This is a genomic window from Paenibacillus sp. FSL K6-2524 (assembly GCF_038005525.1).
Classification (GTDB): domain Bacteria; phylum Bacillota; class Bacilli; order Paenibacillales; family Paenibacillaceae; genus Fontibacillus; species Fontibacillus anaericanus.
The window spans coordinates 696,201-708,941 of record NZ_JBBOSP010000001.1 but is presented as its reverse complement, the minus strand read 5'-3'; the positions used below and the strand labels follow the sequence as shown (position 1 = coordinate 708,941).

The following is a 12,741-nucleotide window of genomic DNA, read 5'->3' as shown; positions in this document are numbered from 1 at the left end:
TACTATTCTATCTTTGGAAGCGTACAAAGTGGTTATGAAATAGTTAAATTTCGTTTTTCTTCTGTCGGAAGATAGATAGATACCTTCGTTCCCCTTCCCATCTCACTAGTTATACGTAATTCTCCATAATGTAGCTTGATGATTTGAGCGGATATAGAAAGACCCAAACCACTGCCAGAAGCATTTTGATTTGCTTTGTAGAACTTTTGCAGCACATACTCTAAATCCCCCTCTGCAATTCCTGAACCTGTATCCTCAATAGTAATAACAATCTGTCCCGGAGGAGTATGGGCTTGAACAACAATTCGACCAAAAGGGGCAGTAAATTTAAGTGAATTATCAATAATATTAATAAATACTTGCTTCATACGATTCTCGTCAGCTTGAATAACTGGAATATTCTTATCCATTTCAATTTCGAATGAAATTCCTTGCCGAGTAGCCCTTGGGGCAAGTTGTCTACCAATATGATCAAGTAATTCTGGTAGATGAACAGGTCCGAAGTGCATGACAATTCTTCCGTTATCCATTTTAGAGAAATCTAATAGTTCATCTACCATATGTGCTAACCTGTCACTTTCCGAATCAATAATCTCAAGTCCCTCAAGAAGTAGAGGCTTGTTGTCCGCTCCATTCGATTTCATCGTAATAATCCAGCCTTTAATCGACGTTAATGGGGTACGCAGTTCATGCGATACAGAGGAAATAAAATCATTTTTAAGTTGTTCACTCTTCAAAATTCTATTTGCCATCATATTTAACGTATCGGCGAGAGAACCTAGCTCATCCTGGTAGCGCTTACGAACCTTAATGCTGAAGTCTCCCTCCGTCATTCGATCTGCTGCCCGTTTAAGGTCCCTAATAGATCTCGTAATTGTCCATGATAGCAATAATCCGAGGACAGTAACTATCGCAATAACAAGTAAACCAACACCGATTAGAATGGCGGCAATTCTATTAATGGTATTTAACGTTTCCGTTAAGGAAGTAACAAACCTGACTACCCCTACGGTAATGCCATTGGTTTGTAAGGGAAAAGATACCGCTAATATGTCTTCTCGAGTTGAGGCAACCTTACCTTTCCAGGTACTGGGTTGCCCAATGATAGCCTCTTGGACATCCGTATACTCGGCCATAGTGTTGTTGCCCGGAAGTCCGCTAGAGTCTTGCAGAAGTCGCCCCGATGGAAGAATGATCTGCACTTGTGCCTCGGAATTGTGGGCAAATCCTTTCAACAATCGATCTGATTGTTTCTCCAAATCTTCACCCGTAAAATATTGTTGAAAAAAGGAAGCTGATAATTCCGCCTGGTTCCAAAGGGCTCGCTCTACATTATGTAAATAATAATATCTCACCGAAATAATGAGAAAAATCTCAAGAATAAGTACTGTGATGGTGATGACCGTCACATAACTTCCTACTAATCTTTTCTGAATTCCCATTTCTTCAGTCGTCCTCCCTAAAGCGGTAACCTAACCCCCATACCGTCTCGATCCAATAAGGATTCGAGCTATCATCTTCAATCTTCTCTCTTAACTTTCGTACATGAACATCTACTGTTTTAGGATCTCCAATGAAGTCCTCTCCCCATACGAGGTTCAATAATTCATTCCTGGATAATGCTGTGTTGGGATGTTCTAAAAAAGTTTTTATCATGTGGAATTCCTTCGGCGTTAATTCAATACAATCGTCACACTTAAACACCTTATTCGAATTCAGATCCATCCGAATTGGACCTGATTGAAGTACTAGTCTTTGCGGTTGTAGAGCGATATCTGTACGACGCAATATCGCTTTGATTCTTGCTACAAGCTCTAGTGGATTAAACGGTTTAACAATATAATCGTCAGCGCCGATTTCAAGTCCTTTGATCTTATCCAGATCTTGTCCACGTGCAGTTAAGAAAACGATGATAATCGCTGGTTCCCTTTCCCTTAGCTTTCGGCAGATCTCAAACCCATCGGCATCAGGTAGCATAATGTCCAGAACAACTATATCAGGCCTGCTCAATTCGAAGCTCAGTAACGCTTCTGCTCCTAATGCAGCCTCATTTACCACAAATCCATTACTTGTTAAATGAATCGTTATAAACCGTCTTATGTTATCATCATCTTCAACGAGAAGTATTTCATTACGATTATTATTATCCACGAAATCCTCCATCAAAATCAGTTCTGTTCTTGTTCAAAGGTCTCAGCAAATTGGGCGAGCACACTCCCTCTAGTATCAGATTAGCTTAGCCTATTATTACACTAAACACAAAAAAATAACGCATTCACTGAATCCAGTTTATGCGTCATTTTGAATAGTATAGGCTAATATTTATCTATCATATGTTCTTCAAGTAGCTCGATCTTAGTACATGTTTCAGGACACACTACTATCTGAACCATTCACAAACTGATACACGCTGTTAATCTTCTCTTCTGTCAGTTCTCCGCTATTATCGAAAACAAGAATCGAAGTGGAAGAAATATCCCAGTTAATGTCCGGTACAAATTGAACGCGTTGCTTAAAGTCATCCCAATGCTCTAGCTTGTACGTGTCACGTTCGGTTTGTCTATCAATAATCCGTTTGCGCTGTGTCTCCATGTCGCTAAGAGTAACGGCTATTACCTTAACATCTACTTCTTGCTTTGTTAGGCCCGCCGCTGAAATGACCTCTTCGATCCATGCCTTATTTTTCAACTCTGCTGTAAAAGGTGAAATCATAAATACGTTTTGCCCTGCCGCCAGATTCTCGATACAGATGTCTTTCGTCGTATCATACTCCAAATCACGGAGGTGTTTCTTATAAAAATCAGAATCGCGGTCATTTACATCCAGTCCGTTCATCTCCAACATCTTCTCAACAAATCTACCGCCTACTGTATCACGGTCTAGAAAAGTAGCCTGCATACGTTCAGCAAGTCCCCGAGCGACTGTCGTCTTCCCAGTTCCCGCAACCCCAACAAAAAACACTAATTTCAGCATTGTTGCGCCCCCTATGGTTTTAAAATTCATCTGCTTTCATTGTACTATTCGTCCATTCCAATTCCAACCGTTAGCAAATAATAATAAACCGGATCATTTTCTTTGGATATACTCCAAAGTGTGCTGACCCGGTGCAACAACAACGCGGCAATTTACTATTCAGATAATGAAGCATAGTGAATACGAATCTTTGTTTCCTCCGCTAATTCTTTCACATTATCTTTAACTCTTCCTACTAGCTCCTCCGTAATTTCAAAACCACCCTCTTCAGTTCGGACCACTTGAGAGTCTACAGTATAGACACCTCCCAAGATATGCCTTGCACCCAGTACAGACAACACGGGTTTGAGAGAATAGTCTATTGCGAGCAGATGCGCGAGACTCCCCCCGATGAAGAGCGGTAAAATCACTTTCCCCGCCAAGCCTTTTTCCGGAACGAGATCTAGAAATGTCTTCAAGACCCCTGTGTATGAAGCCTTATATACTGGACTAGCCACAATGACCGCATCAGCCCCGGCTACCAAGGCATTCGCCTTGACGATGGCTTCGCTCTCGAATTTAGTATGTATCAGATCTCCTGGTGGAAGTTCACCCACATTGACGTGTTGTACTTCAAAGCCCTCTTTAATCAGCAACTCTTCCGCTAAAGAAATTACGGCAGTCAATCGTGAGCCCGGTGTTGGACTACCATTTATTATCGTAGCTTTTGCCATGATGACACTCCTTTTTAATGTTGTATAATCCTAATGTGAACTTTGCGGCGTTTGTTTATGAGTAATTAATGTACTTAATATCCCTCCGACAACCATACATAGTCCCTTGGGTATCTTAGGTACCGGATAAAAACAAGTGGCATAAGCCTAAGTAGCTAGACGGACATGAGATACCTTATTTCGCTCAAAAGCATCAATATAGAAGTAGTAACGGACATAGGATCCGTTATTCGTCGATATAGTGCTGATTTATCCTCAATTTAGGTCAATAACGGAACCCATGTCCGCCAAATCTGAATTTCGGGGCGTTTTTGAGTAATTAGCGTACACAGTGTCCGCTTACCCTACATGGTGTCCACCATCTGGACTCGGATCATCCACCTTCTAGGCTCATTTCCATACACTATGCTTTGCGACAACGCACGGCGGTTCAGATAGTATGCAGATAGTGGGTTAATCCCTCACTATTTTAAGTAGTCTAGCATTGATTTTGATTCTGAACCCTTCATTTTATTTAAAAATGATGCTATCAATATTTTAATTACCTGTCAATCTCGTAGGAAACTGCTTACATATACAAACTTTCATATATATTCACCGTTTATCACCCTATTTCTGCAATCTCTTGACCTCATTTCATCGTAGAGTCTTGAAATACGCCCCAAACGTATGTAATAGTGGAGAAAGGAAAATCGAAAGGGTGATCAGTGTGTCACTTTCGGAATGGATAACCTGGCTTCAGCAACACGAGAGGACAGCTTTAGCCTCCTTCCTTGCACTTGCTCTATTTCTTGGATTATATGGTGTATCGGAGCGCAAGATGGCGCGCAAGGAACGCTCCAGGTTAGATCATCTCAGAATTAGCTTAGAACTGTTCTCCGCTGCCGCAGGACCGTTGATGCGCAAGGTTCATAAATTGGAGACCGCTTCTTACGAAGAAGAACTATTAAGCGACAGACTACTTGCCTGTAGAGCTGCTCCTTACATAACTGCTGATCTGCTAGTGCAAATCGGAGCTTATATCAATGATCAAGACCCTGCTCGCCTCCCTCTGCTTCAAAAGACGTTGGAGAGAGAAAGCGAGCGCTTAATTGAAGAACGCGAGAATCTGCTTAGTGGGATTGAACGCCCCAGCTGGGGGCAGTCTCTATGGCAGCAAGTACGTCCTATACTACCTTTTCTATTCGCATCGGCCCTACTATTCTGTTTTGGTTGGCTATTCAAACTCATCATAGATCTCAGTGTCGGAACAACGATAGAGGGACGAATACTGCTAAATAACTGGACATGCTTTGTGTCCGTCATCTTCTCTCTGCTGCTACTCTATCCCGCACTAATGGGTGGCCGTAGAAAAGTGGAAGGGGCAGCATTACTTCAAGCCCTATCTATCTTTATCGCCCTCATCAGTTTGATTCATTGGATTAGTCTAGATTTATCCCCGTACATCCTTGGAGCCCAGGCGCTACTCTTCTTTGTAGGCTTTGTGCTGGCAGGGAATAAACCACGGAGATCGCGCCCCTTTGCAGGCCACTATGATCAGATGAACAACGAATCAACTGGAAGAGCAACAGGAGACCTGCCTACAGATACGGAGTCAGAAAGTTCAACTAATTAAACGAAGGCCATCTTTACAAAAACCCCGATTTCCGTGAACACCAGGCTCCATAGCCCAGGCGTAACCGGATATCGGGGTTTTCTGTTTAGGTTCATTCTCTATCTCGTTCCTGATTCGCGCAGAGGCTTGACGACATTCCGTGGTCCACCAGATGACTTGACGCCCCCGGATTGACCCAGTTCATATCGTTTCCGTTCTGTACGTTCCACCTGAACAATTTGCCCTTCATGAACGATGATATTTAACGATCCGAATTCCATTTCATTCAGCATTCCTGCGATCCGCTCTAGCCACACGTTATCGACCTGTAATGGTTTTGACATCATGCAATCTCCTTTCTCCTCTGGCGATTCAAGTCAAAACAAATCTTAATGATGACTCTTACGAGTAAACCAGTTCTTCAACAATAAGGTAACAAGCGCTAACAGCAACAGCAGCGAAGATACCGCAAAGGACGCGGAGAACTGGTACTCGTTATACAAAATTTCTACATGCAGTGGAAGCGTGTTGGTCTCTCCCCGAATATGACCCGATACAACAGACACAGCTCCAAATTCACCCATGGCTCTAGCATTACAAAGAATAATTCCGTACAATAGACCCCATTTAATATTAGGCAACGTTACTTTCCAGAAAACCCTAAATCCCCGGGCACCAAGTGTAACAGCCGCCTCTTCCTCTTGCTGACCCTGATCCTCCATCAACGGGATTAATTCCCTAGCTACGAACGGAAACGTAACAAATAATGTGGCCAGAATAATTCCAGGAAGTGCAAAGATTATTTTTATATCATGCTCCTGTAACCAGGGACCGAACCAACCATGTGCCCCATAGACGAGTACATAAATTAGCCCACCGATTACAGGTGACACCGCAAAGGGCAAATCGATTAACGTAACGAGTATCCCTTTACCCCGAAACTTAAACTTCGTAATCGCCCAAGCTGCTACCACGCCAAATATCGTATTCAGCGGTACTGTGATGAGGGCAACTAGAAGGGTCAACCGTAACGCAGACAATGCATCGGGATTAGTAATAGCCTCCACGTATACTCCCCAGCCCTTTTTCAGGGCTTCAGCCAGTACGATCGTAAGTGGTAATACAATTAACCAGAGCATAACTAACACAGCAGCCCCGATCAGTGTCCACTTCACAGCAACCGATTCATTCGCCACTCGTTTTCTTGCCGTAGAAGGTTTATTTGAAGCTAAAGGTACTGAACCGGCCATTTTCTTTATCCTCCGTTCATCGTCATATCCAGGTTAACGTGCCGTCTTGCGGACGCGGCGTTGCAGTGAATTTATAAGCAACAGCAACGCGAACGAGATCAGCAGCAGCAGTAAGGCCACGGCGGTTGCTCCAGCATAGTCGAACTGTTCGAGCTTCGACATAATAAGTAGCGGAGCAATCTCTGTTCTCATCGGCATGTTACCTGAGATGAAGACGACCGAGCCATACTCCCCAATTCCACGTGCGAAGGCCAGTGCAAAACCCGTCATAAGAGGTGGCAACAATTCAGGCAACACCACCTTACGGAAGGTGCGATACCGACTTGAACCTAGTGTCGCCGCCGCTTCCTCCACTTCTGCATCTAGATCCTGCAACACGGGCTGTACCGTGCGGACGACAAACGGAATACCGATAAACATAAGTGCGAGCGTAATCCCTATCGGTGAGAAGGCGATTCGTATCCCAAGTGGTTCAAACAGTGAACCAATCCAACCATTAGGGGAATAAATCGCCGTTAGTGCTACCCCCGCAACTGCAGTAGGAAGCGCAAATGGAAGATCGATCATGGCATCAAAGATACTTTTCCCCGGAAAATCATATCTCACCAGCACCCAAGCGAGTAGCAGACCAAGTACTACGTCAATTAGTCCTGCCGCTGCAGCGGTTAAGAAGCTAACTTTAAATGAAGCAAGTACTCGCGGATCCGTTGCAACATCCCAAAACTTGCTCCAAGTAAGTCCCGTTGAATTTAACAGCAACGCAGACAGTGGTATCAATACCACCAGACTGAGATAAAGAACGCTGTAGCCCATAGTCAATCCGAAGCCGGGCAACACCCCGCGCTTTGTCGTGGTACTGTGCATCAATCTTCATCCTTTCCTAATGCGTCCCTACTGCAAAATATAGAGACGCGCCTCCGTTTATTACGGTCGGTTATTTAGGCGCATAAATCTGCGTGAATATGCCTCCGTCATTAAAATGCTTCGGTTGTGCCTCAGCCCAGCCCCCAAATTCCTCGTCAATCGTATACAACTTGATTTCAGGGAACTGATCAGCAAACTTCGTCTTTACACTTTCTAATGTCGGACGATAATAGTTCTCCGCAGCGATTGTTTGCCCTTCCTCTGAATACAAATATTTTAGATACTCATCGGCGACCTCGCGAGTCCCTCTTTTATCAGCGTTCTTATCAACAATAGCTACTGGAGGTTCGGCTAGAATACTCTCAGAAGGATACACAATGTCGAACTTGTCGGGGCCAAGCTCCTTAACGGATAACCAAGCTTCGTTCTCCCAAGCAAGTAAAACATCACCTAATCCACGTTCCACAAACGTTGTCGTTGATCCACGAGCACCGCTATCTAGAACCGGTACGTGTTGGAATAGTTCTTTCACAAATTCTTTCGCCTTTTCTTCATCATTATTGTTGTGGTGTAGAGCATAGCCCCATGCAGCTAGATAATTCCAACGTGCTCCACCCGAAGTTTGTGGGTTGGGTGTAATGACTTCAACGCCTTCTTTAATGAGATCATCCCAATCCTTAATCTCCTTTGGATTCCCCTTACGAACAAGGAATACAATGGTTGAAGTATATGGCGAACTGTTCAGTTCATACTTTTGTTGCCATCCTTCATTAATTAATCCACTCTGCTGAATCGCATCGATGTCATATCCAAGGGCAAGTGTTACAACATCTGCTTCTAAGCCGTCAATGACCGCTCTACCTTGCTTGCCTGAACCACCATGTGATTGCTTAATCGTAACTTTCTGACCCTTCTCTTTAAGCCAATGTTCTGCAAATGCCTTATTATATTTCTCGTATAGTTCACGTGTGGGGTCATAAGATACATTTAAGATTTCGATGTCTTTCAGCTTTTCTCCACTGCTGGACGTATTGACCTCTGCGCTCGCTGCGTTGTTCTTCTTCTCGTTTCCGCAGGCTCCAATAACCATGGACATTACCAGAACCAAACTCAACAGAACCCCTTGCTTCAACACCTTTTTCATCTTATCACTCCCCATACTCTCTTTATTATCGTTCATGACTTCCAAATCTGAGCTCACAGGATGGTGTAAATTCCACATGGTATGGAAAATACGAGAAAAACGGAGAAACGCCCCTCCCCAATAGTCAAACCGAGCTACTACCCGTGTCTGCCTAGGTAAGTAGAGCGTTCTTCCGTTCGTACGGTGAGAACTTTTATTATTCCTACCTGTTTAGTGTGCTATGGGATTATTCTATATGCACCCTGTTTTGTTGTCAAACCTTTTTTGTAAAAATAATGAAAAACATATAAGTTATGCTTATAAAAGCCATCCTCCCAGCTAACACAAAAAACTCCAAAACCACTAGACGAGAAGTGGCTTGGAGGTTATTGGTATCCATGTTTACATTTGGTTATTTATCCCAATTAATTGTTACTCTGTTCCGCCATTCAACGGCTCGATGCACGAAGGAGCCTTTATCTCAAGTTCACTGCCCGTGACTGTAAGCGTACCCGTATCTCCATCTCGCTTAAATGCCACAATGTTATTGCTGTTCTGGTTCGCTACTAGTACATAATCCTCCAATACAGCGAAGTTCCGTGGCCATTCTCCTCCTGTGCCCATCCATTTTGGTTCACTGAGTAGACCAGTTGAAGGGTCAATTGCAAAACGCACAATACTGTCATGACCACGATTTGAGCCATATAAATAACGACCATCAGGTGAAAGGTGGATATCCGCAGGATAGCTCACTCCCGTAAAATCCTCAGGTATTGTGGTAATATGCTGAATCATTTCGAGATGACCATCCGTATAATCATAGGCATAAGTTGTTATTGTATTGTTAAGCTCGTTAATTCCATAAGCAGCAGATACTGACTCTTGGATAACGAAATGCCTTGGACCAGTGCCAGGAGGAAGTGCTACCTCTCCGCGTGCCTCGAGCTTCCCATCCTTCAGCGCATAAATCACAACTTGATCCTGGCCCAAATCAGAGACATAGGCATAACTACCTTCTTGATTCGGTACAATACTGTGTGCATGAGCTGCTTCCTGTCGGTCAGCAATGGCACCACTTCCGCCTATATGTTGTACTTGCGAGCTTATATCTGCAAGCGCACCGTTCTCATTTAACCCAAAGCTATTGATATGACCACTAGAATAATGCGATATGAGTATGTATCCAGATGAAGTAATCGCGAGATGACAAGGATCTGCACCTTCCATTACCTGTACACCCAGTTCAGACAACTTACCGTTATCAGGATTTATCGCATAGGCAGATACAGAACCCGTTGTCTGCTCGCTAACCACATACAGATGGGATGCCTCCTTATTTGCTACTAGAAAAGATGGATTGAGGATCCCTGAAGTACTGTCGATCATTGTGAGCAGCCCAGTCTTCCTGTCTAACTTACACAAATAAATACTTGGTTCATCCTTGGAGGCATAAGATCCTACATAGAACAGCAACTCGTCTTTCCCACTCTGATAATGCATTAAACAATCCCCTCTCATGATACCTATTATTATTTTTGAAGCTTAACTACGAGCCATCACTCATGTTGCTTCTGATAGCTTCCAATTTATTTCCCTCTAATAGCGCCTTAACATCAGACAATCTGATCTCAGCAAAATATGACTCCAGTCGTTCCTCACCACCAGCAAAGATAAGATTCATTACACCATGAATATTTGAAGAAACAGAACATGACGACACCTCGTTGCCCGAGCACCATCCTGGATGTAGTGAACCTCGTGCAAACAAACGGTAAAGATCTCCTAAATGAATATCATCCAAACTCACACTAAGTAGATAACCCCCACCCACTCCTTCTTTCGTTGCGACATACCCCTGCTTACGAAGAGAGCTTAATACTTTTCGCACCCTTGCCGGATGGGTCGCTACACTACATGCAATCTCTTCACTATTGGACATACACTCGTCCTTTTTGTACAGAAACAGAAGACAATGAATGGCAACTGTAAACTCGCTATTCACTCCTCACCTCTCCTTCCCTACTACATATATTTCGAAAAAATGACCCTAGATTTAAATATTCTCATCACAATCTTCATATTTTTATATTTCTAAGGTGATTATGATATAATGTTCTCGCTAAACTAATGTCATATCTAATTATTAGATTAAGAGAAGGGGACCACATTATGAATTTTCTACATTCCTCTTATATACCCATTATCGTTACAGTTGGAGCGTTTGTCATGGCTATTATGACGCTCTTTATCAGGCTCAAAGCAAGCCGTAGACCTGTAACCATCAAAGGGATTATTATCCCGCCACTGGGTATGTCGACAGGATTCTTTATGTTCGTTGCGCCTGAGATGCATATTCCTGTTCTCTGGGCCTTGATTGCTTTTGTAGTTGGAGCCTTGCTGTTCTCTTACCCACTCATCCGAAGTACTCACTTTGAAGTTGTGGACGGTCAAGTATATGCTAAGCGCTCTCGTGGATTCGCCTACATCTTAATCGGCCTACTCGTCATTCGATTGGGCCTTCATGAAGTAGTAGAGCAATATATTACTGTACTGCAAACAGGATCTGTATTCTTCATATTAGCTTTTGGAATGATCCTCCGTTGGCGCTTGTATATGCTGAAAGAATACCACAAGATTACCAACACTGCCCGTAATTAAATTTCAAAGTCGCTATATCCGTCGTACCACCCATTCACTATACTGCGATTGCGACCTTCATCCTTAGCTCGGTACAGACTTTCATCCGCCTTGCGGATCAGCTCATCTCCATCTATCGATTCATGCGGGGCCACAACATAACCTCCAATACTAATCGTCACACGATCGGACGCTATACAAGCTTCGTGTGGGATATTCAGTTCAACTATGCCCTCGCGGATCCTCTCGGCTATGAGTAGCGTTCCGATCGCGTCCAGATTAGTCAATACCACGGCAAACTCTTCTCCACCATAGCGTGCTACAAAGCCGCGAAACGGTTTCACCTCCGCATATATAGTCTGGGCAATGGTTTTTAGAATGTGGTCCCCGCCCAAATGTCCGTAATAATCGTTATATTGTTTGAAGTAGTCTACATCAAGCAACAATAAGGATAAAGATCTCTCTTCTGAACTTTCCAATTCCTTACTCAATACTTCGTCCATTTGTCTCCGATTTGGTATACCGGTCAGCCCATCCAAATTGGATAGCCTGGTAAGCTCCTCATTTGCTTCTTCCAATTGTCTTTCCGATTCGCTTAGCTTTCTATGCTGCTCAGACAATCTGATAAATAATCGATTAACCTCATTAACTATAGAATAAAAGACGACGGTACCCGCAAGTATAGAATTAACTCTAGCAAGATACCAACCGAGGCTAAACCGTGCACCTGCAAACAACGTAAGCGTCACATCAAGTGTACAGGCAAGGATGGCCACGGAGACCCAGAGATTGAGTACACTACGTCCCTGGTATTTGATAATAATAAGCATCAATGCCATTACATTTAGGATCCAGATTACCGGGCCAACTCCTGAACTAATGAGCTTACTGTAGTTTCCCTTAGAGATTATATTCGGAAACCAACCACTTCCCAGCGTTACCAATGCAAATACGATAAAGACAGATAAGATACTACCGCCAACAGCCATTAAGCCATACTTATTAATCCTTTGTTTCGAAATCAGAGGATCCTTCCATACAAGACCTGTAATCAAATATATGATGATCCCCGTAGGAAATCCCCCATGCCAGAACACCCACAACCAGACCGAGGTTTGGCCCCCATTTCCAAGTAATCCTGTCTCTGAGATCACGCCTGGAAATGTTAGAGCATAAGGAATTGCAATGAGTCCCATATAGAGATATGTACAAGAGAGTACAAGAAGGGGGATTGTGCCAGAAGCCCGGTATTGGCTAAATAGAATATAACCTGTTATCAGATCACCAAATACAAACCAAGAAATAATCGCCGGTAAGAAAGGATGTATATCAGGTAACATCTCCTTTCCAAACGGTATAACTGCCATAGAAACGATAATAATAAATAACGACAAAATCCAAGCGAACTTTCTTTGCTTGTTGCCGGAGGGAATGTCGAATATCTGGGTTGCTACCTTCAAATTATTCTGCAAAGGCGAGTCCCCCCCCTTCATGTTGTGATGGTACTAATTACAATTACAACATATTAGATTTAATATATTTACGCAATCTTTTTACCTTAATTGAAATTTTCCATATTAAGAGAAC

13 protein-coding genes are annotated in these 12,741 nt (G+C 43.2%); 2 read left to right on the top strand and 11 right to left on the bottom strand.

The window, feature by feature from the left end:
- Positions 1–32: 32 nt before the first annotated feature.
- The 4 genes from NST85_RS03060 to ssuE all read right to left on the bottom strand — a co-directional run bounded on the left by NST85_RS03060 (position 33) and on the right by ssuE (position 3,686).
- Complete coding sequence (locus NST85_RS03060; RefSeq protein ID WP_341188506.1) at positions 33–1,442, bottom strand: sensor histidine kinase; 1,410 nt, start codon at positions 1,440–1,442, stop codon at positions 33–35.
- 4 nt (positions 1,443–1,446) lie between these two features.
- Entirely contained in the window at positions 1,447–2,151 is a 705-nt protein-coding gene (locus NST85_RS03055; RefSeq protein ID WP_211350018.1) for a response regulator transcription factor, read from the bottom strand.
- Positions 2,152–2,367: 216 nt separating this feature from the next.
- Complete coding sequence (locus NST85_RS03050) at positions 2,368–2,973, bottom strand: AAA family ATPase (protein WP_127190015.1); 606 nt, start codon at positions 2,971–2,973, stop codon at positions 2,368–2,370.
- Between the two features lie 155 nt (positions 2,974–3,128).
- Positions 3,129–3,686, bottom strand: a complete 558-nt coding sequence (gene ssuE / locus NST85_RS03045; RefSeq protein WP_127190014.1) for an NADPH-dependent FMN reductase — start codon at positions 3,684–3,686, stop codon at positions 3,129–3,131.
- Positions 3,687–4,395: 709 nt separating this feature from the next.
- Between ssuE and NST85_RS03040 the strand changes: the two genes are divergently transcribed.
- Positions 4,396–5,301 carry a hypothetical protein gene (locus NST85_RS03040; RefSeq protein WP_341188505.1) on the top strand — a complete coding sequence of 302 codons (906 nt, stop codon included), beginning with the start codon at positions 4,396–4,398 and terminating at the stop codon, positions 5,299–5,301.
- Positions 5,302–5,399: 98 nt separating this feature from the next.
- Here the strand turns inward: NST85_RS03040 and NST85_RS03035 are convergent, their stop codons facing one another.
- The 6 genes from NST85_RS03035 to NST85_RS03010 all read right to left on the bottom strand — a co-directional run bounded on the left by NST85_RS03035 (position 5,400) and on the right by NST85_RS03010 (position 10,519).
- Complete coding sequence (locus NST85_RS03035) at positions 5,400–5,624, bottom strand: YezD family protein (RefSeq protein WP_127190369.1); 225 nt, start codon at positions 5,622–5,624, stop codon at positions 5,400–5,402.
- Positions 5,625–5,669: 45 nt separating this feature from the next.
- Positions 5,670–6,530 carry a sulfate ABC transporter permease subunit CysW gene (gene cysW, locus NST85_RS03030; RefSeq protein WP_341188504.1) on the bottom strand — a complete coding sequence of 287 codons (861 nt, stop codon included), beginning with the start codon at positions 6,528–6,530 and terminating at the stop codon, positions 5,670–5,672.
- Positions 6,531–6,563: 33 nt separating this feature from the next.
- Entirely contained in the window at positions 6,564–7,394 is an 831-nt protein-coding gene (gene cysT, locus NST85_RS03025; protein ID WP_307397993.1) for a sulfate ABC transporter permease subunit CysT, read from the bottom strand.
- Between the two features lie 70 nt (positions 7,395–7,464).
- Positions 7,465–8,538: a sulfate ABC transporter substrate-binding protein gene (locus NST85_RS03020; RefSeq protein ID WP_127190010.1), complete on the bottom strand. Its 1,074-nt coding sequence runs from the start codon at positions 8,536–8,538 to the stop codon at positions 7,465–7,467.
- Between the two features lie 411 nt (positions 8,539–8,949).
- The gene (locus tag NST85_RS03015) at positions 8,950–10,017 is read right to left on the bottom strand and encodes a lactonase family protein (RefSeq protein WP_341188503.1); all 1,068 of its coding nucleotides are present in this window, start codon (positions 10,015–10,017) and stop codon (positions 8,950–8,952) included.
- 46 nt (positions 10,018–10,063) lie between these two features.
- Positions 10,064–10,519 carry an Rrf2 family transcriptional regulator gene (locus NST85_RS03010; RefSeq protein WP_127190008.1) on the bottom strand — a complete coding sequence of 152 codons (456 nt, stop codon included), beginning with the start codon at positions 10,517–10,519 and terminating at the stop codon, positions 10,064–10,066.
- 167 nt (positions 10,520–10,686) lie between these two features.
- On the opposite strand from NST85_RS03010, the gene NST85_RS03005 reads away from it, so the two are divergent.
- Entirely contained in the window at positions 10,687–11,175 is a 489-nt protein-coding gene (locus tag NST85_RS03005; protein WP_127190007.1) for a CcdC family protein, read from the top strand.
- Here the strand turns inward: NST85_RS03005 and NST85_RS03000 are convergent.
- Positions 11,172–12,626 carry a sensor domain-containing diguanylate cyclase gene (locus NST85_RS03000; RefSeq protein ID WP_341188502.1) on the bottom strand — a complete coding sequence of 485 codons (1,455 nt, stop codon included), beginning with the start codon at positions 12,624–12,626 and terminating at the stop codon, positions 11,172–11,174. The two genes, NST85_RS03005 and NST85_RS03000, sit on opposite strands and share 4 nt — an antisense overlap.
- Between the last annotated feature and the right edge of the window lie 115 nt (positions 12,627–12,741).

Excerpts from the sequence above, each read along its gene's own strand:
- NST85_RS03060 (WP_341188506.1), bottom strand. The coding sequence starts at position 1,442 with ATGGGAATTCAGAAAAGATTAGTAGGAAGTTATGTGACGGTCATCACC.
- NST85_RS03050 (WP_127190015.1), bottom strand. The coding sequence starts at position 2,973 with ATGCTGAAATTAGTGTTTTTTGTTGGGGTTGCGGGAACTGGGAAGACG.
- ssuE (WP_127190014.1), bottom strand. The coding sequence starts at position 3,686 with ATGGCAAAAGCTACGATAATAAATGGTAGTCCAACACCGGGCTCACGA.
- NST85_RS03035 (WP_127190369.1), bottom strand. The coding sequence starts at position 5,624 with ATGTCAAAACCATTACAGGTCGATAACGTGTGGCTAGAGCGGATCGCA.
- cysW (WP_341188504.1), bottom strand. The coding sequence starts at position 6,530 with ATGGCCGGTTCAGTACCTTTAGCTTCAAATAAACCTTCTACGGCAAGA.
- cysT (WP_307397993.1), bottom strand. The coding sequence starts at position 7,394 with ATGCACAGTACCACGACAAAGCGCGGGGTGTTGCCCGGCTTCGGATTG.
- NST85_RS03020 (WP_127190010.1), bottom strand. The coding sequence starts at position 8,538 with ATGAAAAAGGTGTTGAAGCAAGGGGTTCTGTTGAGTTTGGTTCTGGTA.
- NST85_RS03015 (WP_341188503.1), bottom strand. The coding sequence starts at position 10,017 with ATGCATTATCAGAGTGGGAAAGACGAGTTGCTGTTCTATGTAGGATCT.
- NST85_RS03005 (WP_127190007.1), top strand. The coding sequence starts at position 10,687 with ATGAATTTTCTACATTCCTCTTATATACCCATTATCGTTACAGTTGGA.